Origin of the sequence: Micromonospora sediminicola, from assembly GCF_900089585.1 — a bacterium.
Taxonomy (GTDB): domain Bacteria; phylum Actinomycetota; class Actinomycetes; order Mycobacteriales; family Micromonosporaceae; genus Micromonospora; species Micromonospora sediminicola.
Window position 1 is genome coordinate 3,521,854 of sequence record NZ_FLRH01000003.1, and the last position, 26,913, is coordinate 3,548,766.

Annotated in this window: 24 protein-coding genes; 14 read left to right on the top strand and 10 right to left on the bottom strand. The window is 75.3% G+C overall.

The annotated features are described in order from the left end of the window. Positions 1-44 precede the first annotated feature (44 nt). The 4 genes from pdhA (at position 45) to GA0070622_RS16795 (ending at position 5,466) form a co-directional block, all read left to right on the top strand. Positions 45-1,250, top strand: coding sequence for a pyruvate dehydrogenase (acetyl-transferring) E1 component subunit alpha (gene pdhA, locus GA0070622_RS16780; protein ID WP_091577532.1), 1,206 nt, complete (start codon positions 45-47; stop codon positions 1,248-1,250). Continuing rightward, the gene (locus GA0070622_RS16785; RefSeq protein WP_091574171.1) at positions 1,250-2,254 is read left to right on the top strand and encodes an alpha-ketoacid dehydrogenase subunit beta; all 1,005 of its coding nucleotides are present in this window, start codon (positions 1,250-1,252) and stop codon (positions 2,252-2,254) included. The genes pdhA and GA0070622_RS16785 overlap by 1 nt, the downstream gene beginning before the upstream one ends. Next, a complete protein-coding gene (locus GA0070622_RS16790) occupies positions 2,239-3,690 on the top strand; it encodes a dihydrolipoamide acetyltransferase family protein (protein ID WP_369700178.1) in 1,452 nt (483 codons plus the stop codon). The genes GA0070622_RS16785 and GA0070622_RS16790 overlap by 16 nt, the downstream gene beginning before the upstream one ends. 504 nt (positions 3,691-4,194) lie before the next feature. Continuing rightward, the gene (locus GA0070622_RS16795; RefSeq protein ID WP_176558777.1) at positions 4,195-5,466 is read left to right on the top strand and encodes a L,D-transpeptidase; all 1,272 of its coding nucleotides are present in this window, start codon (positions 4,195-4,197) and stop codon (positions 5,464-5,466) included. 60 nt (positions 5,467-5,526) lie between these two features. Here GA0070622_RS16795 and GA0070622_RS16800 read toward each other — a convergent pair whose 3' ends face one another. After that, the gene (locus GA0070622_RS16800; RefSeq protein ID WP_245666370.1) at positions 5,527-6,552 is read right to left on the bottom strand and encodes an SMP-30/gluconolactonase/LRE family protein; all 1,026 of its coding nucleotides are present in this window, start codon (positions 6,550-6,552) and stop codon (positions 5,527-5,529) included. Positions 6,553-6,835: 283 nt separating this feature from the next. On the opposite strand from GA0070622_RS16800, the gene GA0070622_RS16805 reads away from it, so the two are divergent. Continuing rightward, entirely contained in the window at positions 6,836-7,192 is a 357-nt protein-coding gene (locus tag GA0070622_RS16805) for an STAS domain-containing protein (protein WP_091574173.1), read from the top strand. 157 nt (positions 7,193-7,349) lie between these two features. Here the strand turns inward: GA0070622_RS16805 and GA0070622_RS16810 are convergent, their stop codons facing one another. Together GA0070622_RS16810 and GA0070622_RS16815 are read right to left on the bottom strand one after the other, a co-directional pair. Next, entirely contained in the window at positions 7,350-7,718 is a 369-nt protein-coding gene (locus GA0070622_RS16810) for an FKBP-type peptidyl-prolyl cis-trans isomerase (protein ID WP_091574174.1), read from the bottom strand. Between the two features lie 161 nt (positions 7,719-7,879). Further along, positions 7,880-8,428, bottom strand: a complete 549-nt coding sequence (locus GA0070622_RS16815; protein WP_091577539.1) for a DoxX family membrane protein — start codon at positions 8,426-8,428, stop codon at positions 7,880-7,882. Between the two features lie 225 nt (positions 8,429-8,653). Here GA0070622_RS16815 and GA0070622_RS16820 point away from each other — a divergent pair, with 225 nt between their 5' ends. Next, the gene (locus tag GA0070622_RS16820; RefSeq protein WP_091577542.1) at positions 8,654-9,352 is read left to right on the top strand and encodes a CBS domain-containing protein; all 699 of its coding nucleotides are present in this window, start codon (positions 8,654-8,656) and stop codon (positions 9,350-9,352) included. A 116-nt stretch (positions 9,353-9,468) separates the two neighbouring features. Here GA0070622_RS16820 and GA0070622_RS16825 read toward each other — a convergent pair whose 3' ends face one another. Both GA0070622_RS16825 and GA0070622_RS16830 read right to left on the bottom strand, forming a co-directional pair. Further along, entirely contained in the window at positions 9,469-9,942 is a 474-nt protein-coding gene (locus GA0070622_RS16825) for a universal stress protein (RefSeq protein ID WP_091574175.1), read from the bottom strand. A gap of 109 nt (positions 9,943-10,051) precedes the next feature. Next, entirely contained in the window at positions 10,052-10,768 is a 717-nt protein-coding gene (locus GA0070622_RS16830; protein ID WP_091574176.1) for a helical backbone metal receptor, read from the bottom strand. Between the two features lie 87 nt (positions 10,769-10,855). On the opposite strand from GA0070622_RS16830, the gene GA0070622_RS16835 reads away from it, so the two are divergent. Further along, the gene (locus tag GA0070622_RS16835; RefSeq protein WP_091577545.1) at positions 10,856-11,512 is read left to right on the top strand and encodes a nitroreductase family protein; all 657 of its coding nucleotides are present in this window, start codon (positions 10,856-10,858) and stop codon (positions 11,510-11,512) included. 4 nt (positions 11,513-11,516) lie between these two features. Here the strand turns inward: GA0070622_RS16835 and GA0070622_RS16840 are convergent, their stop codons facing one another. Next, a complete protein-coding gene (locus GA0070622_RS16840) occupies positions 11,517-12,596 on the bottom strand; it encodes a DICT sensory domain-containing protein (RefSeq protein WP_091574177.1) in 1,080 nt (359 codons plus the stop codon). Positions 12,597-12,733: 137 nt separating this feature from the next. On the opposite strand from GA0070622_RS16840, the gene GA0070622_RS16845 reads away from it, so the two are divergent. Beyond that, the gene (locus GA0070622_RS16845; protein WP_091574178.1) at positions 12,734-13,600 is read left to right on the top strand and encodes a PDDEXK family nuclease; all 867 of its coding nucleotides are present in this window, start codon (positions 12,734-12,736) and stop codon (positions 13,598-13,600) included. A gap of 300 nt (positions 13,601-13,900) precedes the next feature. Continuing rightward, positions 13,901-15,205 (top strand): hypothetical protein, encoded by a 1,305-nt coding sequence (locus GA0070622_RS16850; protein ID WP_091574179.1) that lies wholly within the window; start codon positions 13,901-13,903, stop codon positions 15,203-15,205. 278 nt (positions 15,206-15,483) lie between these two features. Here the strand turns inward: GA0070622_RS16850 and GA0070622_RS16855 are convergent, their stop codons facing one another. Continuing rightward, positions 15,484-15,831, bottom strand: coding sequence for a histone-like nucleoid-structuring protein Lsr2 (locus tag GA0070622_RS16855; RefSeq protein WP_091577548.1), 348 nt, complete (start codon positions 15,829-15,831; stop codon positions 15,484-15,486). A gap of 245 nt (positions 15,832-16,076) precedes the next feature. On the opposite strand from GA0070622_RS16855, the gene lon reads away from it, so the two are divergent. After that, a complete protein-coding gene (lon, locus tag GA0070622_RS16860; protein ID WP_091574180.1) occupies positions 16,077-18,410 on the top strand; it encodes an endopeptidase La in 2,334 nt (777 codons plus the stop codon). Between the two features lie 61 nt (positions 18,411-18,471). Here the strand turns inward: lon and GA0070622_RS16865 are convergent, their stop codons facing one another. Next, positions 18,472-20,187 (bottom strand): DEAD/DEAH box helicase, encoded by a 1,716-nt coding sequence (locus GA0070622_RS16865; RefSeq protein WP_091574181.1) that lies wholly within the window; start codon positions 20,185-20,187, stop codon positions 18,472-18,474. Positions 20,188-20,302: 115 nt separating this feature from the next. Further along, a complete protein-coding gene (locus GA0070622_RS16870) occupies positions 20,303-21,130 on the bottom strand; it encodes a hypothetical protein (RefSeq protein WP_091574182.1) in 828 nt (275 codons plus the stop codon). 132 nt (positions 21,131-21,262) lie between these two features. Here GA0070622_RS16870 and GA0070622_RS16875 point away from each other — a divergent pair, with 132 nt between their 5' ends. The 3 genes from GA0070622_RS16875 to GA0070622_RS16885 all read left to right on the top strand — a co-directional run bounded on the left by GA0070622_RS16875 (position 21,263) and on the right by GA0070622_RS16885 (position 23,604). Further along, positions 21,263-22,405 carry a sensor histidine kinase gene (locus GA0070622_RS16875; RefSeq protein WP_091574183.1) on the top strand — a complete coding sequence of 381 codons (1,143 nt, stop codon included), beginning with the start codon at positions 21,263-21,265 and terminating at the stop codon, positions 22,403-22,405. After that, complete coding sequence (locus GA0070622_RS16880; RefSeq protein ID WP_091574184.1) at positions 22,402-23,007, top strand: response regulator transcription factor; 606 nt, start codon at positions 22,402-22,404, stop codon at positions 23,005-23,007. The genes GA0070622_RS16875 and GA0070622_RS16880 overlap by 4 nt, the downstream gene beginning before the upstream one ends. Before the next feature lie 63 nt (positions 23,008-23,070). Then, complete coding sequence (locus GA0070622_RS16885) at positions 23,071-23,604, top strand: 2'-5' RNA ligase family protein (RefSeq protein ID WP_091574185.1); 534 nt, start codon at positions 23,071-23,073, stop codon at positions 23,602-23,604. Positions 23,605-23,642: 38 nt separating this feature from the next. Here the strand turns inward: GA0070622_RS16885 and GA0070622_RS16890 are convergent, their stop codons facing one another. Then, the gene (locus GA0070622_RS16890) at positions 23,643-25,838 is read right to left on the bottom strand and encodes a glycoside hydrolase family 43 protein (protein ID WP_091574186.1); all 2,196 of its coding nucleotides are present in this window, start codon (positions 25,836-25,838) and stop codon (positions 23,643-23,645) included. Positions 25,839-25,971: 133 nt separating this feature from the next. On the opposite strand from GA0070622_RS16890, the gene GA0070622_RS16895 reads away from it, so the two are divergent. After that, on the top strand, positions 25,972-26,715 hold the full coding sequence (locus tag GA0070622_RS16895) for an ArsR/SmtB family transcription factor (protein ID WP_091574187.1): 744 nt from the start codon (positions 25,972-25,974) through the stop codon (positions 26,713-26,715). The last annotated feature ends 198 nt before the right edge of the window (positions 26,716-26,913 follow it).

Here is a 26,913-nt window from a genome sequence, read left to right on the forward strand (position 1 = left end):
CGCGTTCATCCCGGATGTTGAGTCAATCATCCCTGAGCAGGAGCATAGGGCCACCACACGTCCAGGAGGTCCCCGCCGTGACGACCACACCCCAGGCGGTCCGCAGGGCATCCCCGCGCACCCGCCGGCCGGCCACCCCGGCCGCTCCCGACCCGACGGCCGGCCTGCTGCCGCAGTCCGAGCCGGTCCGGCTGCTGAATCCGGACGGCACTCCGCTGCCGCCCCGCGACGACTACCCCGAGCCGCCGGTCGAGACGCTGCGCGAGATGTACCGCCGCATGGTCGTCGGCCGCCGCTTCGACACCCAGGCCACCGCGCTGACCAAGCAGGGCCGGCTCGCCGTCTACCCGTCCGCCCGGGGCCAGGAGGCCTGCCAGGTCGGCGGCGTGCTGGCGCTGCGCGACACCGACTGGGTCTTCCCGACCTACCGGGAGTCGATGGCGCTGACCGCCCGCGGCCTCGACCCGGTCGAGGTGCTCACCCTGCTGCGCGGCGACTGGCACTGCGGGTACGACCCGGCCGTCACCCGCACCGCGCCCCAGTGCACCCCCCTCGCGACCCAGTCCGTGCACGCCGCCGGCCTCGCCTACGGCGAGTCGTACCAGGGGCGGGACACCGTCGCGCTGACGTTCATCGGCGACGGCGCCACCAGCGAGGGCGACTTCCACGAGGGCGTCAACTTCGCCGCCGTGTTCAAGGCCCCGGTGGTCTACCTGGTGCAGAACAACAAGTACGCGATCAGCGTGCCGCTGTCCCGGCAGACTGCCGCGCCGACCCTGGCCTACAAGGGCGTCGGCTACGGCGTGCCCAGCGAGCAGGTCGACGGCAACGACCCGGTGGCCGTCCTCGCGGTGCTGAACCGCGCCGTCGCGCACGCCCGCGCCGGCAAGGGCCCGTACCTGATCGAGGCGCACACCTACCGGATGGAGCCGCACACCAACGCGGACGACCAGACCCGCTACCGGGACGCCGAGGAGGTCGAGGCGTGGCGCGACCGCGATCCGATCGCCCGCCTGGAGGCCTACCTGCGAGCCCGCGGCGTGCTGGACGACGCGGCCGTCGCGGCCGTCGCGCAGGAGGCCGAGGAGTACGCCGCAGCGCTGCGCCGCCGGATGGACGCCCAGCCCACCGTCGACCCGCTGAGCCTGTTCGACCACGTCTACGCCGAGCCGACACCGCAGCTGGTCGAGCAGCGTGAACTGGTCCGGGCCGAGCTGGAAGCGGCCCGCGACGAGGAGGGGAACGCCTGATGGCCACCATGACCATGGCGAAGGCGCTCAACGCCGCGCTCGCCGACGCGATGCTCGACGACGAGCGGGTGGTCGTCTTCGGCGAGGACGTCGGCCAGCTCGGCGGCGTCTTCCGGATCACCGACGGGTTGCAGGCCCGCTTCGGCGACAAGCGCTGCTTCGACACCCCGCTCGCCGAGGCGGGCATCGTCGGCTTCGCCGTCGGCCTGGCCATGTCCGGGCTGCGGCCGGTGGTCGAGATGCAGTTCGACGCGTTCGCGTACCCGGCGTTCGAGCAGATCGCCTCGCACGTGGCGAAGCTGCGCAACCGCACCCGCGGCGCGCTCAGCGTGCCGATCGTGATCCGGGTCCCCTACGCCGGCGGCATCGGCGGCGTCGAGCACCACTGCGACTCCTCCGAGGCCTACTACGCGCACACCCCGGGGCTGAAGGTCGTCACCCCGGCCACCGTCGAGGACGCGTACTCCCTGCTGCGCGCCGCGATCGACGACCCGGACCCGGTCGTGTTCCTGGAGCCGAAGAAGCTCTACTTCGGAAGCGGCGAGGCCGAGCTGCCGGCGCGCACCGCGCCGATCGGCACCGCCGTCGTGCGCCGCCCCGGCACCGACGCCACGCTCGTCGCGTACGGGCCGGCGGTGCCGGTGGCGCTGGCCGCGGCCGAGGCGGCCCGGGAGGAGGGCTGGGATCTGGAGGTGGTCGACGTGCGCAGCATCGTGCCGTTCGACGACGCCACCGTCACCGCCTCGGTACGCCGCACCGGACGGTGCGTGGTGATCCAGGAGGCGCAGGGCTTCGCCGGCGTCGGCGCCGAGATCGCCGCCCGGGTGCAGGAGCGCTGCTTCCACGCGCTGCACGCCCCGGTGCTGCGGGTGTCCGGGCTGGACATCCCCTACCCGGCGCCGATGCTGGAGCACACCCACCTGCCGTCGGTCGACCGGGTGCTGGACACCGTCGCCCGGCTGCAGTGGGACGACCAGCCCGACACCCGGTGGGTGGCGGCATGAGCGAACGCACCGCTGTCGGTACACGCGACTTCCTCCTGCCGGACCTGGGGGAAGGGCTGAGCGAGGCGGAGATCGTCGAGTGGCGGGTCGCCGTCGGTGACGTGGTCACCGTGGACCAGAGCGTGGTCGAGGTGGAGACCGCCAAGGCCGTCGTCGACGTGCCCTGCCCGTACCCGGGCCGGGTGGTGGCCCTGCACGGCGCGGCGGGCGAGGTCCGCCCGGTCGGCCAGCCGCTGATCACCATCGCGCCGCTCGACGGCGCGGACGCCCCGGACCCGCACGCCACCTACCGCGAGGAGGAGCGGGCCGGCTCCGGCAACGTCCTGATCGGGTACGGCACCGGCCACGGCGGCCCGGGTCGGCGGCGACGTCGGCCCCGCCTCGCGGTGGCTCCCGAGCCCGCCCCGACGGCCCCCGCGGCCGTCCCGGCCGGCCCTGCGGCCCCGACGGGTCGCGCGGTCCCGGGTGCCTCGTCGACGCCGACCGGCTCGCTCGCGGCCGCGGACCGGGAGCCCGAACCGGCGCCGGCCGGTGGACCGGCGGCGGCGCCGCTGGTCATCTCGCCGATCGTGCGGCGGCTGGCGAAGGAGCACGGGATCGACCTGGCGTCGGTGCGCGGCACCGGCCCGGGCGGCGTGATCCGCCGGGTCGACGTGGAGGCGGCCCGGACCGCACCGGCCGCCCGGTTGGCGGCCGTGCCGGACGCCCCGGACGCGCACGTCGGGCTCGCCCCGACCGGCGACGGCGACGTGGTCGTCCCGCTCACCGGCATCCGCAAGGTGATCGCCGACAAGCTCTCCCGCAGCCGGCGGGAGATCCCCGAGGTGACCATCTGGGTGGACGTGGACGCCACCGGGCTGCTGGAGACCCGGGCCGCGATCAACGCCGCCTCCCCGGACGCGCCGGTGAGCATCCTGGCCCTGCTGGCCCGGATCTGCCTCAGTGGGCTGCGGCGGTACCCGCAGCTCAACGCGCGGGTCGACACCGAGGGTCAGCGGATCGTCCAGTCCGCCGGCGTGCACCTGGGCATCGCGGCGCAGACCGACCGCGGGCTGGTGGTGCCGGTGCTGCGCGACGCCCAGCGGCTGACCACCCGGGAGCTGGCCGCCGCGCTCGCCGAGACCACCGCGTCGGCCCGGGCCGGCACGCTGCCCCCGGCGCGGCTGAGCGGCGGCACGTTCACGCTCAACAACTACGGCGTCTTCGGGGTGGACGGTTCCACGCCGATCATCAACCACCCGGAGGCGGCGCTGCTCGGCGTCGGCCGGATCGTGGACAAGCCCTGGGTGGTGGACGGGCAGCTCGCCGTCCGCAAGGTGACCCAGCTCAGCCTCACCTTCGACCACCGGGTCTGCGACGGTGGGGTGGCCGGCGGGTTCCTGCGCCACGTGGCCGACTGCGTCGAGCAGCCGGCCCTGCTGGTCGCCAACGTCTGACCGTCCCCCCCCGGCCCCGGCCCCGGCCCCACCGAGAGGGCCGGGGCCGCTCGCGTCCCCGCCGCCGTGCCCGCGATCTTGCACTTGCTGCCCTCGATGTGCCCGATTCGCACCCTTCTCGAGGGCCGCAACTGCAAGATCGCGGCAGTGGTGCAGGTGGCGTGGGGTGTGAGCCGGCTCCGGCGTGCGACGTCCAGCGCTGCCCGTCTCGCCGGGCCGGCCCCCTCACGCCCGCCCCTCATCCGTCGATCATGAGGTTGGCGGGGACGAATCGGACGCCGTGCGCCGTCAACCTCATGATCGACGGATGAGGGGCGGGCGGGGCGCGGGGCGGGCGGTGGTACGGGAATCGGGCGGAGGGGGCGTGGGGCGCAAGCCGGGACGGGAATTACCTGTCCGGCACGATTCGCGCAGCTGTTTCCGAGCAATTCCGCCGAAGGTGCCACAGCGTGATGCCGGGCCTACAGAATGTGGGCGAGGGGATGCGGAAATGGGGGGCGAAATATGTTTGTGAGGCGACGACTGACGCTTTTCGCGATGACTGTCGCAGTCGCGCCACTGGCGGTCGGCGCGTGCACCGCCGGCCCGAAGTCGGTGGCGCGCAAGGCCGAGGCGGCCCCGCCGTCGGTGGCCGTGACACCGGTCGACCGGGCCCGGGACGTGCCGATCAGCGCGGAGGTGGGCACGAAGGTCAGCAACGGCAGGGTGACCGCCGTGAAGCTCACCGACGACAAGGGCCGCCCGGTGCCGGCGCAACCGCGCGAGGACGGTTCCGGCTGGGTGCCGGACCGCCCGTTGGCGAATTCGCGGGCGTACACGGCCGAGGTGACCGTGACCGGCGATTCCGGAAAGACCACCACGCGCAAGACGACGTTCACGACGATGGCCAAATCCACCAAACCGGCCGTCACCAGCGAATTGTATTTCCGGGACAACCAGACGTACGGGACGGCGATGCCGGTGGTGCTCGGTTTCGACCCGCCGATCCCGGAGCAGGCCCGTGCGGACGTGCAGCGGCGGCTGTTCGTCAAGACCGACCCGCCGCAGCCGGGCACCTGGTCCTGGGTCGCCGACGGCAAGCAGGCCGAGTACCGGGCGCCCGACCGGTGGAAGCCGGGTACGAAGATCAGCGTGCGCAGCGCGCTGGAGGGGCTGCCCATCGGCAAGGAGGCGGTGGGCGACGCGGACCGGGTGGCGTCGGCCAAGGTGGGGCGGCAGGTGTCGCTGGACATCGACAACACCACCAAGCAGATGGCCGTCTACCAGGACGGCAAGCTGCTCAAGAAGGTCCCGGTCAGCCTCGGCAAGCCGAGCACGCCGAGTTCCAGCGGCACCATGGTGATCATGGAGAAGCACGAGCACACCACGTTCGACACCCGGGGTGAGCCGGACGGCGGCTACGTGGTCGACGTGGACGACGCCCAGCGACTGACCTGGGGCGGCGAGTTCATCCACTCGGCGCCGTGGTCGGAGGGGGAGCAGGGCTTCAACAACACCTCGCACGGCTGCACCAACGTCTCGGCCACCGCCGCGGACTGGCTGATGGGCATCACCCAGGTCGGTGACCTGGTGACCGTCAAGGGCACCGAGGTGCAGCTCCAGCAGGGCAACGGCTTCACCGCCTGGAACGTCGGGTGGAACGAGTTCGCCAAGGGCAGCGCGCTGCCCGTACCGGCGGGCCTGAAGCCCACGCAGAGTCCGACGCCGCACCCGGGCGCGGTGGCCGGCGGGTCGTCGCCCGCCCCGGCCCCGAGCCGGAGCAACAGCGGCGGCTGAACCGGGGGAGGAACGGCCCCGGGGTCGGCGTCGCGTCCGCGGCGCCGGCCCCGCGCCGTCTCAGTCCAGGTCGACGCGGGCCACGCCGGTCGCGGTCAGGCTGCCCAGCCAGAGCTGCCGGCCGTGCTGCCGCACGCCGGTGACCATCGGGTACGCCCCGCTCGGGCCGTGCAGCGTACGCAGCACCCGTCCCGCGTCGTCGACCAGCGCGACCAGCCCGTAGCGGCGGGGCTGCGGCTGCACCGCGCCCGGCAGCAGGGCGACGATCTGCCGCACCCGGGGATGGGGCAGCAGCCGCTCCATGATCGGCAGGCGAGGGCTGGGCAGCGCGATCCAGTACGTCCCGTCGCCGACCGCGGAGACGTTGTCCGGGTAGGCCGGCAGGTCGGCCAGCACGGTGGCCCGCCCGCCCGGAAGCTCGACCCGCAGCAGCCGGTGGGTGGCGGTCTCGACCAGCATCAGCGCCGACTCGTCCGGGGTGAGCGCCAGCCCGTTGGGGAAGTAGAGCCCGTCCGCCACCACGTCGGTGCGCCCGCTGCGCCGGTCGTAGGCCAGCACCCGGCCGTTGGGCCGGTGCTCCAGCAGGTCGCGTTTCCACTGGGACAGCGGGAACCGGTCGGAGGAGTCGGTGAAGTAGACGGTGCCGTCCCGGGCGACCGCCGCGTTGTCGGCCAGGTGCACCGGCGGCCCGCTGCCGGTCAGCTCATGCACCGCGCCGGCCGGGTCGACCCGCAGCAGCCCCCGGTAGGCGTCGCAGACCAGCAACCCGCCGTCGACCGGGTCCAGCTCGATGCCGAGCGGCCGGCCGCCGGTCTCGGCGAGCAGCGTGGGCCGGGTGCCGGCCGGGGCGTCCGCCGGCCACCACCAGAGCCGGCCGTCCTCGTCGCCACTGATCGCCCGGCCCTCGCCGTCGACGACCACGTCCTCCGGCCCGTGCCCGCCGGCGGGCAGCGGCAGCAGGTCGGCACGATCGAGCCGGGTGTCGCCGGGGGCCCAGGGCCCGTCCAGCGGCGGCGGCACGGTGGCCGGCTCACGGACCGGCCGGATCAGCAGGGGCGCACGCGGGCGGGGCACAGACACGGCCATCGGCTCATTGTGGCCCGGTCGACGCGTCGACGGCAGTCCCGGCCGGCGTGTCCGCGTGGCGGACCGGTCCCTGGGGTCCGGCTGCCCACGCTCAGAGGGCTGCCGTCGGCGCGGCCGGGCGGGCTGCGGTCTCGCGCGGGCCGGTCCGGAGGGGCTCCGCGCACGCCGCCGGCGAGGGGTTGCGGGATGACCCTGAGCGGCCTCGGGGTCGGCACCCGGGCGCTACCCGGAACCCCCGCGCGGACGTGGCGGAACTGTCGGTGGGCGCCGGTAGGTTTGCCGCATGGCAGACAGCGGCGACCGCTTCCACGTGGCGACGGAGGTGCACGACCAGGTGGTCGTGCTGCGCCCGGTCGGCGAGATCGACATCGCCACCGTGACGGCGTTCCGGGCCGCGCTCTGGGCGGCGCCGGCGCGGCCGGTGCTGCGGGTCGACCTGTCCGGCGTCCGGCTGCTCTCCGCGGCCGGGGTGCGCGCGTTGGTCGCCGCGCACCTGCGGGTGCGGGCGCGCGGCGGCGAGCTGGTGCTGGTCGACCCCGACCCGGTGGTCTCCCGGGTGCTGCGGGTGACCGGGCTGCACCGGGTGCTCCCGGTGCGCGAGTCGACCCGCCCGCCGGAGCTGCTCGCCTGCGCGGCCTGACCGCCGCCGGCAAGCCGCCGGGCCGCAGGCAAGCCGCCGGGCCGCCGGCAAGCCGCCGGGCCGCCGGCAAGCCGCCGGGCCGCCGGCAAGCCGCCGGGCCGCCGACAAGCCGCCGGGCCGCCGGCGCGATGCCGACGGCCCGGGGGACGGGGAGCGCTCAGCGCACGCCGAGCAGGTCCACCACGAAGACGAGCGTCTCGTTCGGCTTGATGACGCCGCCGGCGCCGCGGGCGCCGTAGCCCAGGTGCGGCGGGATGGTGAGCCGGCGCCGGCCGCCCACCTTCATGCCGATCACGCCCTGGTCCCAGCCGGCGATGACCTGGCCGCCGCCGAGCGGGAACTCGAACGTCTCGCCCCGGTTCCACGAGGCGTCGAACTCGCGGCCGGTCGAGTGCGCCACGCCCACGTAGTGCACGCTGGCCAGCTGGCCCGGGCGGGCCTCCGGGCCGTCGCCGACCGTGATGTCCTCGATGACGAGATCGGCGGGCGGCGCGCCCTCGATCGGGCCAACCTCGGGCTTGTCCATGAGCGGGTCTCCTCGGTGCTGACGGTGTGGTCACCGTCGATCCTGCCCGATCGCGACCGGCCGATACGCGCCGGTCCCCGCCGGGGCGCGGCGGGGGCGTACGACCGGGCGGGCGCCGCCTGTCGGCGACGCCCGCCCGGGGCGACCTGCTCTCGGTTACCTCACTTCAGCCAGGGGAGGCGCTGGACCAGGGGGAGCTTCGCCCAGGCGCGGCCGAGGCCGAGGGTGTTGCCGGCGCCGACCAGAGCCAGACCGGCGAGCAGGCCCGCGTAGATGAGGTGGTCGTCCATGAAGGGGTTGTTCTCGGGAGGCAGCACCGCCGTCCACATCAGGACCAGGAGCAGCCCGCCGGTGGCGGCGGCGATCCGGGTGCCGATGCCGAGCAGCAGGGCCACGCCGATGCCGAGCAGGCCGAGCATGAACAGCCAGTCCGCCCAGGCCGCGCCGGCGATGTCGTGGTAGATGTCCGCGAACGGGCCGGCCACCGCGTTGCCCAGGAAGCCCTTGGTCGGGCTGCCTCCGTTGATCCAGGCGTTCTTCGCCGGGGTCTCGTGTCCCAGGCCGAACATCTTGTCGAGGAAGGCCCAGAGGAACGTCCAGCCCAGGGCGAGCCGCAGCCCGGCCCAGACGTACCGGGTGGCCTTCTGGCGGGGGGTCTCGGCCGCCGGAGCGATGGTGGCGGCGGGGGTCCGCTCGATTGTCGCGGTCATGGTGTCCACGTCCCTTCCTGTGCCTCGCACCGCGTTCCCGGTGGCACTTTCATTCCACTCCCCGGCGGCGTCCGGCAGCAGGGCCGACGGTGCCCCCGGGACCGGGTCCTTGGTCCCGTCCCGACCCGGTCCGGAGGGCCCCCGAGGGACCGGTCCGCCGCCTCTGCCCGGTGCCCGGGCGGCGGCCTAGCGTCACTGGTGCAGGCCCGGCACGAGGAGGTCGTGATGAGGACGTGGCAGGTGGCCGACGTGATGACCAGGGACGTCGCGACGGTGGGCGAGGACACCCCGTACCGCGACGTCGTCGACGTGCTGGTCCGGGAACGGGTCAGCGGGGTTCCGGTGGTGGACTCGTTCCACCGCGTGCTCGGGGTGGTCTCCGAGGCGGACCTGCTGCACAAGGTGGAGCGCTCCGGCCACCCGGACGAGCGGCGGGTCTTCGAGGGGCGGCGCCGGCGTGCCGCCCGGGAGAAGGCGGGCGCGCTGGTGGCCCGCGACCTGATGACCGCGCCGGCGGTCACCACGCACGAGCGGGCGTCGCTGGCCGCGACGGCCCGGCTGATGGACCGCGAGGCGGTCAAGCGGCTGCCCGTCCTCGACGACCTGGGCCGGCTGGCCGGCATCGTGACCCGGGGCGACCTGCTCCGGGTGCACCTGCGCACCGACGCGGAGATCCGGGAGGACGTGGTGCACGAGGTGCTGCGTCGGGTGCTCTCCGTGCGGGACGGCCTGGTGACGGTCCAGGTCCGCGGCGGGGAGGTCACCATGGACGGACGGCTGGACCGGCGCAGCGCCGTCGACCTCGCCGGACGCCTGGCGGGCCAGGTCGCCGGCGTGGTCGCGGTGCACAACGCCGTCGGGTACGACGTGGACGACACCACCCTGATGGAGCTGGACCCGGTGCACGCCACCCCGATCGCCTGACCGTTCCCGTTCCGGGCCCCGCCGACGCCGGTGGGGCCCGGAACGTGTCGGACGTCCGACCCCCGCAACCGGCGACGGCCGCCCCACAGTTGGGGCGGCCGTCGCCGTGTCGACGGTCAGCCGCGCAGCGCCGGCTCGGTGGAGGCCCGGGCCGCCGGGACCGGCACCGGGACCACGACCACCGGGCAGCTCGCCTTGCGGACGCACTCCTCACTGACCGAGCCGAGCACGGTGTGCCGCAGCCGGTTGTGCCCGTGGCTGCCCAGCACCAGCAGGTCGGCCGTACGGGCGGCGGCGGTCAGCACGTCCGCCGGCCGGCCCTCGGCCACCTCCCCGGCGACCGGGTGGCCGGCACCCTGCCGCCGGACGAGGTCCGCGATCGCCCGGTCGAGCAGCTCCTCCGCGTGTCGCCGCTCGTCGGTCGGGTTCGTCGCGGTGGTCGGCCCCGCCTCGATGCCGTCCCACCGCCAGGCGACCACCGCCTGCACCGTGCCGCCACGCGCCGCCGCCTCGTCGGCGGCCCAGTCCAGGGCGCGCCGGCCGCCGTCCGACCCGTCGACGCCCACCACGATCAGTCGGTTCTGTTTCATGGCCCACTCCCTTCGTCCTGCCCGCAGTGCACACCCGCGGCGGCGACCCCGGACAGGCGCGAAGGACCCGATCGGGCGGGCCGTCCGCCCCGCCCGCGGCGGCGACGGGTCAGACCGGGGCGGCGAGCTGGGCGGCGAGCAGCGCCGGCGCCTCGGCCAGCGAGGGGCCGTACCAGGTCAGGTGCCGGCCCGAGACCAGCACCGAGGGCACGCCGGGGAACGCCTCCGGCCCGTCGTCGGCGGTGAACCGGTACGGCTCGTCGGGCAGCACCACCAGCTCGGGCGCGCGGGCGCGCAGGACGTCCAGCGCCGGTCGGGGATAGCGCTCCGGATCCCCGGCCCAGCCGTTGACCACACCGAGCCGGCGCAGCACGTCCCCGGCGAACGTGTCCCGACCCAGCACCACCCAGGGGCGCCGCCACACCGGCACCACCGCGGTGCGGACCCGCGCCGGCGCGGGCGGGGCGGCCCAGGCCCGGCGGGCCGCCCGCAACCACGGCGGCTCGTCCGGCGCGCCGATCGCGGCGACCAGCTCGCCGAGCTGGTCGAGGGCCTCCGGCACGGTACGCGGGAAGGTGACCCGCACCGGCACCCCGGCCGCGCGCAGCGCCTCCGCGTCGGCCAGCCGGTTCTCCTCCTCGTTGAGCAGCACCAGGTCGGGCGCGAGCGCCAGGACCCGGTCCAGGTCGGGATATTTCGTCCCGCCGACCCGGGTCACGTCCAGCCCGTCCGGGTGGGTGCACCAGTCGGTCGCGCCGACCAGCACCTCCGGGCGGGTCGCCGCGACCGCCTCGGTCAGCGAGGGAACCAGTGACACCACGCGCACGGTCGTCCTCCTCGTACCGCCCATCCTGGCGCATCGACGGCCGCCGGTCGGGTGGCCGGCGCCGGCGGACCGGTCGACAATGAGCGGATGCCTCCCCGCCCCGCCGCCCTGCCGGCCCCCGACTACGGCGTCCCACCGGCCGAGGCGCTGCCCCGGGCCCGTGAGTTCGCCGACCAGCTGGTCCGCCGACGCACCGTACGCGACTTCAGCGACCGGCCGATCCCACCCGGGGTGCTGGCCGAGGCGTTGCGGGCCGCCGCGTCGGCGCCGAGCGGGGCGAACCGGCAGCCGTGGCGGTTCGTGGTGCTGACCGACCCGGCGCTGAAGCGACGCCTGCGGGCCGCCGCGGAGGCCGAGGAGCGCGTCTTCTACGAGCGGCGTGCGCCGGAGGAGTGGCTGGCCGCGCTGGCCCCACTGGGCACCGACGCCAGCAAGCCGTTCCTGGAGACCGCGCCGGCGGTGATCGTGGTGTTCGAGGTACACCGCGGGCCCGGGTCGCCCCGGCCCTACTACGTCAAGGAGTCGGTGGGGATCGCCGTCGGGTTCCTGCTCGCCGCGCTGCACCGCGCCGGGCTGGCCACGCTCACCCACACGCCGAGCCCGATGCGCTTCCTCAACGAGCTGCTCGACCGGCCGGCCGAGGAGCGGGGCAACCTGATCATCCCGGTCGGCTATCCCGCGCCCGACGCGACCGTGCCGGACATCGACCGGAAGCCGCCGACCGAGGTGGTGCTCTGGCGCTGACGGGTCAGCGCACGGCGGGCGCCGGCTCGGGTTCCAGGCCCGCCACCGGCACGCCCTGCCGCACCGCCCACTCCACCGCGGCCCGCAGGTCCGCCGTGGGCAGCGGCCGCCGGGTGGTCACCGCCACGGCCGCGTGCACGGTGTACGCGAGGAACGGGTACGACCGGGCCAGCTCGCCGATCGCCTCGTGCAGACGCGCCACCACGGCCAGCGCCTCCGGCTCGCCGAGCGCCGGCAGGACGAGCTGGAACTCGTTGTCGGCGACGCGGACCGCCCGGTCGATCGGGCGCAGCACGCCGGTGACCGCGGCGAGGACGGCCTGACCCTCCCGGGCGACGCTGCGCCGGCCGAAGCGTTCCGGCGCGCCGGCCGGCTCGTCCACCCGCAGGCCGACCAGGGCCACCGGCAGCGTGCCGGAGGCGGTCACCCCGTCCGCGTCCGTCCAGCGGCGCAGGCCCGGCTCGTCGAGCATGCCGTCGGTCGGCTCGAGCGCGCGCACGCCCCGGTCGCCGCGCCGGGCCAGCAGCCGCAGCGCCGCCTCGGCCCGGGACTCGCCCGGCCCGGCCGGGATCTCCCGTACCCGGGCGACCGCCTCGTCCAGCGCGGACCGGGCCGCGGCGGGCAGCCGCTCGGCGAGCCGCTCCCGCAGCCGGATCACCTCGTGCAGCGCCTCGTCCCGGCGGAATCCCCACCGCCCGTCGAAGAGCCGGCCGGACTCCAGGGTCGGCGCCGGACCGACCTCGCCCCGGTCGTACGCCACCAGCGTGGCGCCGAAACGGGGGGTCAGCGCCACCACGCTCCACTCCCGGGCCAGGTCCTCGGCCTCGTCCAACGCCACCCCGTACGTCCCGTCGGGCAGGTCGGGCGGGGGGCCGCCGACCACGCCGACCACGGTGGCCGCGGCCCGACCGGCGATGCGCCGGTAGACCGCGCGCTCCCGGTCGAAGTACGGCAGCCGCTGGAAGAGCGCGAGCACCACCAGCGGGCCGTCCTCGGCCTCGGCCAGCGCGGCGCGTTCGATGGCGTGGGATACGGCGACGAGACTGCGTTTGGTGAATCGCTCCGGGGTCCGTCCGCTGTGCACCCGCCGAGCCTAGAGGGCAGGACCGGGTGGCGCACCGGCCGGCGGGTGCCCGGATTCGCCCGCACCGCCGAGGCGGTCACCATGATCGACGCCCTACACTCGGTCGTCGAGGCGAACGACGGACGGATTGTGGCGAGATGACGAGCACCGGCAGCGTGGCCGTGTCCTGGTTGCGGCCGGTCCCGCCCGGCGTGCCGTCCCGGTTCACCCGGGCCGGCCAGGTCGGCTACGCCGACCGGCGCCTCGGCGAGCTGGTGCAGGGCCGCCCGCCGGGGGTCACCGGCAGTCAGTGGAGCACCGCCGGCCGGGCCGGCCTCGACCTGGTGGTGTGCGCGGCCGACACGGGACTTCCGCGTTTCGCGGTCAGGTTCACCACGCCGGCGGCCGACGGGTCGCCGGCCCGCCGCGCGGAACGGCTGACCGACGCGGTCTGCGCCGCCGTCGGGCTGCCGCTGGTGCGGGTCGAGTCGCCGACGCTCGGCGGTGCGGACCAGGCACGCCGGTTCGCCGAGTACGTCGTCGACGCCCGGGCCTACGCCGCCGGGACCGACCCGGACGACGGAGACACGATCGGGTTCCGGGACATCGAGGGCCGGCTCCCGGACGGCCGGCGGGGTCCGGTCAACGACCTCGGCGCGTTGGCCCGGGTCGACGCGGTCGAGGCGTACGTGGCGGGCCGGCTGGCCGACCCGATCGTGCGCGGCCTGCACGTGCGCTGGACCGACGGCCCGGCGGAGGGCTGGGGCTGGGTCGAGGTGCGGCCCGGCCGGTGCCTCGTCGAGCGGGTCCGGCTGACCACCCGGGGTTTCGCGTGCGGGGTGGAGCCGGGTCGGCTCGCCGAGGACCTGGCCGTGGCGGCGCTGGGGGAGCGGCTGCGTGACCTCGACGCGGCGGCGCCGTCCCTGGTGGACCGGGGCGACCTGCGCGGGCAGGTGCGACGCCTCGCCGAGCGGCGGGCCTCGTTCGACGGCGGCTTCGCGTTCGACCACCTCTGGGTCGACTGAACCGGGCCGTCGCGACCCGCCGATTTTTTTTCCGATCTCCGGTTGAACCTTCGCCGTCGGCGCTCCGTACCTAAGCGGGAATGGACGCAGATCTTCCCGCCGCGCCCGGACGGCGCGGAGACGGTGCGGAAAGGGCACCGTCGGCCATTGACGCGCGACCCGTACGTCGCAGTGATCTCACCCCGAGGATTCGTCGTTCCGCCGGGATCACCAGTCAACTACCGGATCGAGAAGGAGAGCAATTCGATGCGCAGGTCCACACGGGCGCGCCGGTCATCCGGTAGCGCACGGAGCAAGCGGATGCTGGCCGTGGTCGGCACGCTCGCGGTCTTCGGCGGCATCGTCGCCGTCACCCAGATCTCGTCCGCCCAGGACCGGCGGACGAGCACCCGTGCCGCCTCGGCGTCCTGTGTGGCCCCGAGCCCGGGGGCGACCGCCCCGGGCGGCCAGGGCAGCACCACCCGCACCTGGCAGAACGGCCGCTGGGTCCGTAACCACTGGGGTGACGGGCAGATGTCGTCGGCCGAGTGCCAGCAGACCCGGGGCGGCGGCGCGGGCGCCGGCACCCCGACCGTGGCCTGCCCGGATGTCCGCGGCAAGCTGCCGCAGGTGCCCGGCCGGGCCCGCGCCGAGGTGGACCGCAACCTGGCGTTGCTGGAGAGCCAGATCGCCGAGGCGAACCGGCGGCTCGCGCGGGACGGCCGCAACGGTGGCGACTTCATCAACAACGCCATCCTCCGTCCGCTCGCCGACAAGCGCACCGCGACGATCAACCGGATCGCCACCGCGATCGGCCGGGGCGGCCAGCGTCCGCAGGGCCTGGAGCAGCTCGCCGCGTGCGCCCTCGCCGACAACGCCCAGAACGGCGGCGGTCAGAACGGCGGCGGTCAGAACGGCGGCGGTCAGAACGGCGGCGGTCAGAACGGCGGTGACAACGGCGGCCAGAACGGTGGTCAGAACGGCGGCAACAACAACGGCGGCCAGAACGGCGGCCAGAACGGTGGTCAGAACGGCGGCAACAACGGCGGGAACAACGGGGGCCAGAACGGCGGCAACAACGGCCTTGAGGTGCTCGCCAAGGACTGCAGTGGCAGCCAGCTGGAGGCGCACAACGGTTTCCAGAACGGCAACCGGTGCGTGAGCACCGCGTTCGGTGAGGTCGGCGCCGCGGCGAACAACCCCTCGCTGCTCATCACCCAGTTCCCGAACCAGGTGCAGCGCAACCAGCCGTTCACGCTCCGGGTCACCACGAAGAACCTGGTGCGGGACCGCTTCCTCGCCGCCGGCCAGGGTGGCTACTACCTGGAGAGCTCGCTGCTCAACGGCCAGGGCCTGGTGCGCGGCCACTTCCACACCGCCTGCCGGATGCTCGGCAGCACCCGGCAGCCCCCGAACCCGCAGGACGTGCCCGCGTTCTTCGTCGCGACCGAGGACGGCCGGGGCGGATCCCAGCCGGACGACGTGCTGATCCAGATCCCGGGCCTGCCGGAGTCCGGCCTGGCGCAGTGCTCGGTCTGGGCCGGTGACGGCTCGCACCGCATCCCGATGATGGAGCGGGCCAACCAGACCCCCGCCATCGACGTGGTGCGCATCCAGGTCAACTGACCCGATCCACCGACGGCCGGAGCCGCCCGGGACCCCTCCCGGGCGGCTCCGGCCGTCGGTGCGTCCGGGTCGTCGATCAAGGAGTTCGCGTCCCGGCCCGCGCCGACTCCCGACGCGAACTCCTTGATCGACGGAGGACGGGCGGGGTGCGTTGGGGTGGGGAAAATTGGTGCCGGTGGGATCGGGGGGTGTGAAAATTGTCGACCTGGAAAAAGTCGACGGGGTCACGCCGATTTCTCAGCGTGACCCCGGGATGCCCGACGGTGAACCGGGAGGGTTCAGCGGTTCTTGTAGGCCTCGACGACGGAGACCGGGATGCGACCCCGCTCGGAAATCTCGTAGCCGTTCTTGGTGGCCCATTCGCGGATGGCGCGGTTCTGCTCGCGGTCCATTCCCGAGGTGCTCGGCCGGGTCGCGCGCCGGGCCGCCCGGCCGGTGTCGGCCGGGCCGCGACCGATCCGCCTGCCAGCGCTGATGTACGGGTCCAGCGCCTTGCGCAGGACGCCGGCGTTCTCGTCGGAGACGTCGATCGTGTAGGCCACGCCGTCCAGGCTGAACTCGACGGTCCGATCGGCCTTTCCGCCGTCGAGGTCGTCGGTCAGAACGGTGATTACTTTCCTTGCCATCGCCATTACTCCCTGTGTCGGGCGGGGTGTGGCTAAGAGTTTGACCTACCAAGCGGTAATTTCGCAACAATACCCGACTCCTGCCATTCGGCGGGTCGCGTAAACGGCGGCGCGGCAAATGGGTCGGCACGCGGGAGAGTCGATGCGGGCGGGGCGTGGACGTGGCGTGGGTCACAAGCCGGAACAAGGGGCACGGTTTGTTACTTGCGCCAGACACGCTCAACCAACGTGATGGCAGGTGTTCGATGGCAACTCTTCCGGTACTTCCCCTGACCGACGCCGTCCTGCTGCCCGGGATGGTCGTCCCGGTGACCCTCGACCCGACCACCCAGGCCGCGGTCGACGCGGCCCGGGCCACCGGCGACAAGCAACTTCTGGCCGTACCCCGCATCGACGGCGAGTACGGCCCGGTCGGCGTGGTCGCCACCATCGAGAAGGTCGGCCGGCTGCCCGACGGCGAACCCGCCGCCGTGGTGCGCGGTATCGCCCGCGCCCGCATCGGCTCCGGCGTACCCGGCCCCGGCGCGGCCCTCTGGGTCGAGGCGACCGCCCTCGACGAGCCCGCCCCCGCCGGCCGGGCCCGGGAACTGGCCCGCGAGTACCGGGCGCTGATGACCTCGGTGCTCCAGCAACGTGGCGCCTGGCAGGTCATCGACGCCATGGAGCGGATGACCGACCTCTCCGAGCTGGCCGACTCGGCCGGCTACGCGCCCTGGCTCAGCCTGGCGCAGAAGACCGAACTGCTCGCCGCGCCGGACGTCACCGCCCGGCTCGAGCTGCTGGTCGGCTGGGTGAAGGAGCACCTGGCCGAGCAGGAGGTCACCGAGCAGATCACCAGCGACGTCCGCGAGGGGCTGGAGAAGTCCCAGCGCGAGTTCCTGCTCCGCCAGCAGCTCGCCGCGATCCGCAAGGAACTGGGCGAGGACGAGCCGGACGGCTCCGCCGACTACCGCTCCCGGGTCGAGTCCGCGGACCTGCCCGAGAAGGTGCGCGAGGCGGCCCTGCGCGAGGTCGGCAAGCTGGAGCGGGCCAGCGACGCCTCACCGGAGGCGGGCTGGATCCGTACCTGGCTCGACACCGTCCTCGAGATGCCGTGGAACACGCGTACCGAGGACAACACCGACCTGGCCGCGGCGCGGGCGGTGCTCGACGCCGACCACGCCGGGCTGACCGACGTGAAGGACCGCATCCTGGAGTACCTCGCGGTGCGCAACCGCCGCGCGGAGCGCAACCTCGGCGTGGTCGGCGGTCGCGGCTCCGGCGCGGTGCTCGCCCTCGCCGGCCCGCCCGGCGTCGGCAAGACCAGCCTCGGCGAGTCGGTCGCGCGGGCGCTCGGGCGTACCTTCGTCCGGGTCTCGCTCGGCGGCGTCCGCGACGAGGCGGAGATCCGGGGCCACCGGCGCACCTACGTCGGCGCGCTGCCCGGCCGGATCGTGCGGGCCCTGCGGGAGGCCGGCTCGATGAACCCGGTCGTGCTGCTCGACGAGGTCGACAAGCTCGGCGTGGGCTACTCCGGCGACCCGGCGGCGGCCCTGCTGGAGGTGCTCGACCCGGCGCAGAACCACACCTTCCGCGACCACTACCTCGAGGTCGACCTCGACCTGTCCGACGTGCTGTTCCTGGCCACCGCCAACGTGGTGGAGTCGATCCCCGGCCCGCTGCTGGACCGGATGGAGCTGGTCGGTCTGGACGGCTACACCGAGGACGAGAAGGTGGCGATCGCGCGGGACCACCTGCTGCCCCGGCAGCGGGAGCGGGCCGGGCTCACCGCCGAGGAGGTGACCGTCGCCGACGAGGCGCTGGCGCTGATCGCGGGTGAGTACACCCGGGAGGCCGGGGTCCGGCAGCTCGAACGGGCCCTCGCCAAGATCCTGCGCAAGGTGACCGTGGCGTTGGCGTCCGACCCGGCGCCGGTCCGGGTCGACACCGGCAACCTGGCCCGCTACCTGGGCCGGCCCAAGTTCACCCCGGAGTCGGCCGAGCGGACGGCGGTGCCCGGCGTGGCGACCGGCCTGGCGGTCACCGGCGCCGGCGGCGACGTGCTCTTCATCGAGGCGACCAGCATGGAGGGCGAGCCGGGCCTGACCCTCACCGGTCAGCTCGGCGACGTGATGAAGGAGTCGGCGCACATCGCGCTGTCGTACCTGCGCTCCAACGGTCGACGCCTCGGCATCGACCCGAACGCGCTCGCCGGGCGGCGGATCCACGTGCACTTCCCGGCTGGCGCGGTGCCCAAGGACGGGCCGAGCGCCGGCATCACCATGGTGACCGCGCTGGCCTCCCTGGTGACCGGCCGCCCGGTGCGGCCGGAGTTCGGGATGACCGGCGAGGTGACGCTCTCCGGCCGGGTGCTGCCCATCGGCGGGGTGAAGCAGAAGCTGCTCGCCGCGCACCGGGCCGGCCTGACCGAGGTGATCATCCCGAAGCGCAACGAGCCGGACCTGGACGACCTGCCGGCCGAGGTGCGCGAGGCGCTGACCGTGCACACCCTGGCCGACGTCGCGGACGTGCTCGCGCTGGCGCTGCGCCCGGCCGACGTCGACGCGCAGACGCTCGGCGGCCAGCCCGTCGCCGCCTGAGGTGAAAGGAGGGGCCCCCTGTCAACGCCTCGTGCGTGGCAGGGGGCCCCGCTTAACCGCCTTACCGGTGGTCGTCGCCGTCGCGGTCGCGGCGGACGGTGGCCTTGCGCCCCTTGATGGTGCTGCCCCGCAGCCCTCGGATCACCTCGTCGGCCATCGCCTGCGGCACCTCGACCAGCGAGAACCGGTCCGCGATCTCGATCGAGCCGATGTCGCGCCCGTTGATCCGGGTCTCGCCGGTGATCGCGCCGACCAGGTCCTGCGGCCGTACCCCGGCCCGCCGGCCCAGCCCGATGAAGACCTGCGTGGTGCCCGCGCCCCGGGACCGGGTGCCACCGCGCCGGTCCCGGCTGTCGTACCCCGGTCGCGCCTCCCGGTTCGGACGGACGGCGACCTGGGGGATCTCCTCCTCGTCGGCGGTGCCGGGCAGGGTGGCCTCGTGGGCCAGCCGGACCGCGGCGAGCGCCACCTCCATCAGGTCGAACTCGTCGGTCAGCGACTCGACGACCGCCCGGAACGGCTCCAGGTCGTCCTCCAGCAGCGACTCCCGCACCGCGGCCTGGGTCAGCTCGAAGCGCCGGGTCCGCAGGTCTGCCACCGTGGGGATCTTGTCGACCGAGATCCGCTGGCCGGTGACCCGCTCGATGGTCTTGAGCATCCGATGCTCGCGCGGCTCGGCGAGGGTGATCGCCACGCCCTCCCGCCCGGCCCGGCCCACCCGGCCGATGCGGTGCACGTACGACTCGGGCGCCGAGGGCACGTCGTAGTTCACCACGTGGGTGAGCTGCTCGACGTCCAGCCCGCGGGCCGCCACGTCGGTGGCGACCAGCAGGTCCGCGGTGCCGGCGCGCAGCCGACCCATCACCCGGTCCCGCTGTTCCTGGCTCATCCCGCCGTGCAGCGCCTCGGCCCGGTAGCCCCGGCCGTTCATCGTCTCGGTGAGCCGGTCGACCTCCTCCCGGCTGCGGCAGAACACGATCGCGGCGGTCGGCGACTCCACGTCCAGCACCCGACCCAGCGCGGCCGGCTTGTGCGCCCGCGCCACCAGGTAGGCGCTCTGCCGCACCCGCGGCGCCGCCCCGGCCACCGGCTGCTCCCGCTCGATCCGGATCCGGACCGGGTCGGTCAGGTGCTGGCGGGCGAGCCCGTCGATGCGGGCCGGCATGGTGGCCGAGAAGAGCACCGTCTGGCGGCCCTCGGGGGCGTGCTCCAGGATCGCCTCGATGTCCTCGGCGAAGCCCATGTCGAGCATCTCGTCCGCCTCGTCCAGCACCACCGTGGCCACCGAGCCCAGCCGCAGCGTGCCCCGGGCGATGTGATCGAGGGCCCGGCCGGGCGTCGCCACCACCACGTCCACCCCGTGGTCGAGCGCGCGCAACTGCCGGCCGATCGGCTGCCCGCCGTAGATCGGCAGCACCCGGGCGCCGAGGTCCTTGCCGTAGCGGTGGAACGCCTCGGAGACCTGCACGGCCAGCTCCCGCGTCGGCACCAGCACCAGCGACACCGGGTCGCCGCCCGGCCGGTCCGCCGGCATGCGCTGCAGCAGCGGCAGGGCGAACGCGGCGGTCTTGCCGGTGCCGGTGGCCGCCTGCCCGAGCAGGTCCCGACCGGCCAGCAACGGTGGGATGGCCTCCCGCTGGATCGGGGTCGGCTCCTCGTAGCCGAGGGCGGACAGCGCGCCCAGCAGTTCGGTGCGCAGCCCGAGATCCGCGAAGGCGGTGGCGTCCTCGGCGTCTGCGGGAAGGGCGGGGTCGGTCGGGGTCGGTGCGGAACTCATGTGGCAAGCCTTTCATCACCGCCGGACGGTGGTCGCGGCGACCGGCGTAAACGTTCGCCGCGCCACCCCGGCGTCCGTCCGGGGTGAGCCGGCCCGGCCCCGTGACCGGGCCGGCTCACCCGGACGCGACGGCCAGCAGGGTGGTCACCCCCACCGCCACGTCCAGCGCGATGCACCACTGCGCGTACCCGCGTGGCACCACCCCGTCGGCGCGGTGGTGCCACAGGTCCCAGCCGGCGTGCCCGAGCCAGCCCAGGCCGACGAGCGTGCCGGCGACCCCGGCCGGCGCGGCCAGCGCCACGGCCGCCAGACCGCCCCAGACGGCCAACCCCACGAGCTGGACGGCGAGCTGACGCCGGTCGCCGAACCGCCGTCGCCAGGCGCCGAGGACCAGGTAGCCCCCCGGCAGCACGAGCAGCGTCCACGCGGAGAAGACCGTCGGGGCGAACCACAGGTCGGCGGTCATGAGCAGCGCCAGCCCGACCGGCCAGCGACGGGCCACGGCCGCCGCCACCGGGTGCCGCCGGGGCGGCGCGGCGACCGGGTGGCGGTGCCGCAGCGCCACCAGCGCCATCGCCGGCACCATCAGCAGGTGCCCGCCGAGCAGCAGCGCGTCGTCCCCGACCCACCCCGCCCACCAGGGCGGCAGGAGCAGCAGGAACGGCACGTACATGGCCGCGCTCATCTCCCCGGTGGCGGCCCACGCGTCGCCCCGGTACCACATCCAGGCGACCATGCCCAGCGCCATGTCGGTCGCCATCACCAGCGCGCCCACGTCCGGCCGGGCCAGCACGCCCGCGCCGCCCAGCAGGTCCCCGCCCACCCGCCACAGCGGGCCGAGCAGCACCATCCCGGCCACCATCGCCACGACCATCCCGGCCAGGTGCCGGGTCCGTCCCCACCCGGCCCACCGCCGGGGTACGCCCACCGTCATCTCCGTCATGCCCCGACCCTGCCCGGGCCGGGCGCACCGGGACAGGCGCGTCCGTCACCGGAAATCCGTGCGGGACGCACGGGTGGACCGTGACATTCCGCAGCGGTCCGCCGGCCCCGGCACCACCTAGGATCGGCGGGCATGACAGTCGATTCGGCGGACCACCGGCTGCGCCGGGCCCGGCGGGTCACCCTGCTGTCGCTGGCCACGAACGTGTGGACCACGGTGCTGCTGCCCGCGGCCGGCCTGGCCCGGGAGCCGGATCCGCTGCGGGCGACGCTCGGCGCCGTCGGCCTGCTCGCCTTCACGGTGGCGCAGGTGGCGGTGCTGCACGCGGCGGTGACGCCGTGGCTCGCCACCGCCGCCCGGCGGCGCCGGCACCTCGCCCTGGTGGCGGCCGCGCTGCTCAGCCTGCCCCTGCTCGGCCCGGTCGCGGCGGGCGCGTGGCCCACCTGGGCCTGGTTGGGCGCTTCCCTGGTCGGCATGACACCGCTGCTGCTCCGGCCCGCTGCCGGGGTCCTCGCCGCGACGGGCGTGCTCGCGGTCTCGGCGGTGGTCACCGCGGCGACCGGTGGACCGGTGCCCACCGCGCTGCTGGTCACCGGCGGGGTGGGCGCCGGCATCGCCGCGCTCACCGGGGTGCAGGTCTGGTTCTGGGACGTGCTCGTGGAGGCCCGGCAGGGTCAGGCGGCCCAGGCCCGGCTGGCCGCGGCCGAGGAGCGGCTGCGCTTCGCCCGCGACGTGCACGACCTGCTCGGGCACGACCTCACGGTGATCGCGCTCAAGGCCGAGCTGGCGGAACGGCTGGCGCCGGTGGACGGTGAGCGGGCCGGCCGGGAGGCGGCGGAGGCCCGGCGACTCGCCGCGTCGGCGCTGACCCGGGTACGCGCGGCCGTGCACGGCTACCGCACCGTCGACCTGGCCGAGCAGGTGGCCGCGGTGGGGGAGGTGTTGCGCTCCAGCGGGGTCCGCTGCACCGTGGTGTCGCCGGCGGGCGACCTGCCGGCCCCGGTCGCCGCCGACCTCGCCGCCGTGCTGCGGGAGGCCGGGACGAACGTGCTGCGGCACAGTCGGGCCGGCTGGTGCCGGATCGAGATCACCCGGGAGGACGGCCTGGTGACCCTGACCGTACGCAACGACGGGGTCCGTGACGCCGGACCGGACCGGCTCAGCGGCGGCCTGCGCGGGCTGGCCGACCGGCTCGCCCCGGCCGGCGGACGCGTGCGGGCGTCCGTCGAGGACGGCGTGTTCAGCCTGGTGGCGACCGTGCCGGTGACGTCGTGATCCGGGTCCTGCTGGCCGACGACGAGGAGCTGATCCGGCTGGCGCTGGCCGCCCTGCTCGACCTGGAACCGGACATCGAGGTGGTCGCGCACGCCGCCGACGGCCGCGCCGCCCTGGCCGCGGCGCTGGCCCACCGCCCCGACGTCGCCGTGCTCGACCTGGAGATGCCGCCGCCGGGCGGCGTGGCGGTCGCCGCCGAGCTCGCCCGGGCGCTGCCCGCGTGTGCTCCGGTGATCCTCACCGGGCACGGCCGGCCCGCCCAGCTCCGGCCGGCGCTGGCCGCCGGCGCCCGTGGCTTCCTCGCCAAGGGTGCTCCGGGCGGCGCGCTGGCCGACGTGATCCGCCGGGTGCACTCCGGCGCGCGGTACGTCGACCCGGCCCTCGCCGCCGACGCGCTGACCCTGCCCGAGTGCCCGCTGACCCCGCGCGAGCTGGAGACGCTCCGGCTGGCCGAACTCGGCACCCCGGTCGCGGTGATCGCCCGACGTACCCACCTGGCCGCCGGGACGGTCCGCAACCACCTGAGCGCGTGCGTGCAGAAGCTCGGCGCCGCCGACCGGGCCGAGGCGGTCCGGCGGGCCCGGGAGGCGGGATGGCTCTGATCCGTCCCGGTCGGCCTGCCCTTCGGGGCGTCGTGGCTGACCGGCGGCGACTAGCCTGATCATGTGCGGACGGTCGAGTTGCTCTGCTCGCCGGAGCTGGACGCGGCGGTGCGGGCGGCCTGGGACCGGCTCGCCGCCGCCGGCCTTCCCAGCCTGGCCCGCAACACGCACCCGACGAACCGGCCGCACCTGACGCTCGCCTCGGTCGACGAGTTCCCGCCCGGTGCCGAGCAGCGCCTGGCCGACCTCTGCGACGCCGCGCTGCCGCTGCCGGTGCGGCTGGACCGGCTGGCCGTCCTCGACGGCAGCGCCCCGCTGGTCTGGCTGGTCCACCCGACACCGCAGCTGGTCGCGCTGCACGGCGCGGTCTGGGACGTGCTCGCCGAGGCGTCCGGCCCGCACCCCTGGCACCTGCCCGGGCGCTGGGTGCCGCACCTGAGCCTGGCGCTGCGGTTCCGGGGCGCGGACCGCCGCCTCGCCCGGGCGGTCGCCGGAGCGGACCGTCCGGGCGGCGCGTTCGTGGCGGCCCGCAGCTACCACGGGGACACGCGCACGGTCACCGAGCTGGCCGGGACCTGCCCGCGTCCGGACCGCTGAGCCGGGGCCGCCCGCGAGGTGCGGACGGCCCCGGCGGGTCAGCGGTGGAAACGCAGGTAGTCGAACTCGGCCGTCACGGCGGGCGTGGCGCCGCCGTGCGCGACCAGGCCGATGCGGGGCGTGGTGTCGGCCGGGAACGTCCACACCGCTCCCCACGTCCAGTGCTTCCCGTCGCGGCTGGAGCCGGCGCGGAACTCGTGTTCCCCGGTGACCCGGTCGACGTGGTGGGCCAGCCGCAGCCAGGTGGTGGTGCCCGGCGTGCCGACGATGCTGCCGCCGTACACCGGCTGCCCGGCGAAGGGCAGCTCGTAGCCGTACTCGACCTGGCGGGTGTTCCAGATCGCCACCTGGGTCAGCCGGGCGAACCGGTCGTCGTCGACGTACGCGACCAGGCCCGCCTGCTGGTAGTTGCGGACCGTGTCCTCGCCCAGGTCGAGCGTCACCTTCGTCTCGGCCACGTAGTCGCCGGTGGGCGCGTCGCGCAGCAGCACCCCGGCGGTGTTGCCGGTGCCGGACAGGTCGGCGTCCTGCACCGGCCAGCGCAGCGCGCCGCCGGTCACGGTCGCGGCCGGGTCCTGGCGCACCCACTGCCAGGCCGGGTCGAGCCCACCGGTGAACTCGTCGGAGAAGCCGCGCAGCACCGGGCCGACCCGGGGCGGCGCGACCGGGTGCCGGACCGGGCGGTACAGCCGGGCGACGCTGACGTTGTCGAACTCGGCCGGTCCGTCCTGGGCCCGCAGGGTCAGCGCGCCGGTCGCGGGGCGGGGGAGCCGGAGCGACACCCGGGCGACCGGGTCGCCGAGGCGGGACGGGCTGAGCGTGGCGACGAGCTGCCGGCCGCGTACCTCGATCGCGAGGGTGTGCCGGTCGGTCAGATCGGCGCCGGCGGGCAGCGGTGTGCCGGCGCTGCCGGCGGTCAGCCGGCCGCCGCCGACCCGGACGTCAACGCCGCCGAGCCGCAGCCCGGCGGTGGTCGCGCCGGTCAGTCGCAGGTCGGTCTCCGCCCGCAGGTCGCCGCCGATCCGGGTACGCGAGGCCAGCGCCCCGGTGCCGGTGAGCACCCCGCCGGCCGCCCGCCACGTGCCGCTCTCGACCCGCCAGTCGCGCAGGTCGGCAGTGGCGAAACGGGCGTCGATCCGGCCCGTGGTGACGGGTGCGGGGCGGGCGCCGTCGGAGGGGCCGGCGCCGGCGTTCACCGTCGGCCAGCCGTCGATCCAGTCGAGCCGGTCCAGCAGCATCGGCCGCTCGTTGACGCCGAACGGCTCGTCCAGGTAGGGGTCGGCCCGGTCGATCGCGTGGTAGGCGATCCAGTCCTGCCCGGACAGGTCGGTGAGCACGGCGTTGTGGCCGGTGCCGATCCAGCGGTTGCCGTTCTGGGTCAGCACCGGGGTGCCGCCGGCGCGGGAGACGTCGAGGCGCTGGCCGTCGCGGTCGGTGAACGGGCCGCGTGGGTCACGGGCCCGGCCGACCTGGACGGAGTAGCCGGTGGCCGGACCGGCGCAGCAGTTGGCGGTGGAGGCGAAGAGGTAGTACCAGCCGTCGCGGCGCAGTACGTAGGCGCCCTCGAACTTGTTGTCGACGGCGACCGGGGTCGGCGTGCCGACCGCGCGCAGGCCGTCGGGGGACAGTTCGGTGACCGCGATGCCGCCGTAGTAGCTGCCGTAGTAGAGCCAGGACCGGCCGTCGGCGCCGGTGAGCTGGCTCGGGTCGATGGTCCACAGGTAGCCGCCGCCCGCGCCGGGGCGCGGGGCGACCACCGGCTCGTCGGCGAACGTCCACGGTCCGGCGGGGCTCGGCGCGGTGGCCACCCCGACCGCGGTGTCGAAGGTGTCGGCGGAGACGGTGGTGTCGGTGACGGTCATGTACATGACCCACCGCCCGCCGAGGCGGCGGACGTCGGGCGCCCAGAACGCGGCGCCCGGCGCGGCGTACGCGGGCCGCTGGTCGGGGGCGAACGCGTCGCCGACGTAGCTCCAGTCGACCAGGTCGGCGGAGCGGGCGATCGGCACCCGGTGCGGTGTTCCCTCGCCCTCGCGCAGCGGGTCGGAGGTGCCGAAGGCGTACCAGAGTCCGTCGTCGCCGCGGACCACGACCGGGTCGGCGAAGGTGTCGGCGAACCCGGCGGAGACCGGGTTGCGGTAGCGGTCGGGCCCGGCGGCGGGCGCGGGTGACGCGCCGGCGAGCAGAAGGGTGAGGACGGCGGCGAGCACGCCGCCGCGGCGGAGGTGTCCCATCAGGCCTGCCTTGGAGGTAGACGGAGGTCACTGCGGTGCACCCGTTTGTACAACGTTGGATACAACGATGTAAAGAACCGCCGCGCGCCACCTTCCGGTCCGGCCCGAACCGTGGCCGTGCCAGCATGGTCCGATGACCACCCGCGCCGACGGCCGAGGGCTGGCCGGACTCGCCGCCCTGCTCGCCGATCCCACCCGGGCCGAGTTCTGTCTCGCCCTGCTCGACGGACGCGCCTGGACCGCCGGTGAGCTGGCCCGCCGCGCCGGCGTCGCGGCCTCCACCGCCAGCGACCACCTCACCCGGCTGGTGCGCGGCGGCCTGCTGGCCGAGGAGCGGCAGGGCCGGCACCGGTACGTCCGCCTCGCCGACCCGTCGGTCGCCCAGCTCCTCGAGGACCTGACCGCGCGGGCGCCCGCCCCGGCCACGTCGCCCCGCACGTTGCGCGCCGCGTCGGCCGGCGCCGCCCTGGCGTACGCCCGGACCTGCTACGACCACCTCGCCGGGCGACTCGGCGTGCTGCTGCACGACGCGCTGCTCGCCCGCGGTGTGCTGGACCGGGCCGGCGGCCTCGCGCTCACCCCGGCCGGGATGTCCTGGCTGGCCGAGATGGGCGTGCCGGTCGAGCCGCTGCGCGCCGCCCGTCGACCGTTGGTGCGCGACTGTCTGGACTGGACCGAACGACGGCCGCACCTGGCCGGCGCGCTCGGCGCCGCGTTGTGCGGGCGCTTCCTCGACCTCGGCTGGACCGCGCGGGGGACCGGTCGGGCGGTGCGGCTCACCCCGGCCGGGCGGGACGGGCTCGCCGCCGCCCTCGCGCTCGACCCGGCGCTCCTCGCCCCGCCCGCCTCCCGCGACACCGGCCCCGCCCGCGCCTGACCCGTCCGGCTCGGCCCGTCCGGCTCGGCCCGTCCGGCTCGGCCCGTCCGGCTCGGCCGTCCGGCTCGGCCCGTCCGGCTCGGCCGTCCGGCTCGGCCCGTCCGGCTCGGCCGGGCGGGGTCCGGGTGATCGACTCCAGTTCGGCGAGGTGGTGGGGTCGGCGTGCCCCTGATGCCGCCACCTCCCCGATCTGGCGCG

Coding starts and splice junctions, on each gene's coding strand:
- GA0070622_RS16820 (WP_091577542.1), top strand. CDS start 8,654: ATGAGGACGTGGCAGGTGGCCGACGTGATGACCAGGGACGTCGCGACG.
- lon (WP_091574180.1), top strand. CDS start 16,077: ATGGCAACTCTTCCGGTACTTCCCCTGACCGACGCCGTCCTGCTGCCC.
- GA0070622_RS16855 (WP_091577548.1), bottom strand. CDS start 15,831: ATGGCAAGGAAAGTAATCACCGTTCTGACCGACGACCTCGACGGCGGA.
- GA0070622_RS16865 (WP_091574181.1), bottom strand. CDS start 20,187: ATGAGTTCCGCACCGACCCCGACCGACCCCGCCCTTCCCGCAGACGCC.
- GA0070622_RS16890 (WP_091574186.1), bottom strand. CDS start 25,838: ATGGGACACCTCCGCCGCGGCGGCGTGCTCGCCGCCGTCCTCACCCTT.
- GA0070622_RS16815 (WP_091577539.1), bottom strand. CDS start 8,428: ATGACCGCGACAATCGAGCGGACCCCCGCCGCCACCATCGCTCCGGCG.
- GA0070622_RS16845 (WP_091574178.1), top strand. CDS start 12,734: ATGACGAGCACCGGCAGCGTGGCCGTGTCCTGGTTGCGGCCGGTCCCG.
- GA0070622_RS16800 (WP_245666370.1), bottom strand. CDS start 6,552: ATGGCCGTGTCTGTGCCCCGCCCGCGTGCGCCCCTGCTGATCCGGCCG.
- GA0070622_RS16835 (WP_091577545.1), top strand. CDS start 10,856: ATGCCTCCCCGCCCCGCCGCCCTGCCGGCCCCCGACTACGGCGTCCCA.
- GA0070622_RS16895 (WP_091574187.1), top strand. CDS start 25,972: ATGACCACCCGCGCCGACGGCCGAGGGCTGGCCGGACTCGCCGCCCTG.
- GA0070622_RS16795 (WP_176558777.1), top strand. CDS start 4,195: ATGTTTGTGAGGCGACGACTGACGCTTTTCGCGATGACTGTCGCAGTC.
- GA0070622_RS16785 (WP_091574171.1), top strand. CDS start 1,250: ATGGCCACCATGACCATGGCGAAGGCGCTCAACGCCGCGCTCGCCGAC.
- GA0070622_RS16825 (WP_091574175.1), bottom strand. CDS start 9,942: ATGAAACAGAACCGACTGATCGTGGTGGGCGTCGACGGGTCGGACGGC.
- GA0070622_RS16805 (WP_091574173.1), top strand. CDS start 6,836: ATGGCAGACAGCGGCGACCGCTTCCACGTGGCGACGGAGGTGCACGAC.
- GA0070622_RS16875 (WP_091574183.1), top strand. CDS start 21,263: ATGACAGTCGATTCGGCGGACCACCGGCTGCGCCGGGCCCGGCGGGTC.
- GA0070622_RS16870 (WP_091574182.1), bottom strand. CDS start 21,130: ATGACGGAGATGACGGTGGGCGTACCCCGGCGGTGGGCCGGGTGGGGA.
- GA0070622_RS16850 (WP_091574179.1), top strand. CDS start 13,901: ATGCTGGCCGTGGTCGGCACGCTCGCGGTCTTCGGCGGCATCGTCGCC.
- GA0070622_RS16810 (WP_091574174.1), bottom strand. CDS start 7,718: ATGGACAAGCCCGAGGTTGGCCCGATCGAGGGCGCGCCGCCCGCCGAT.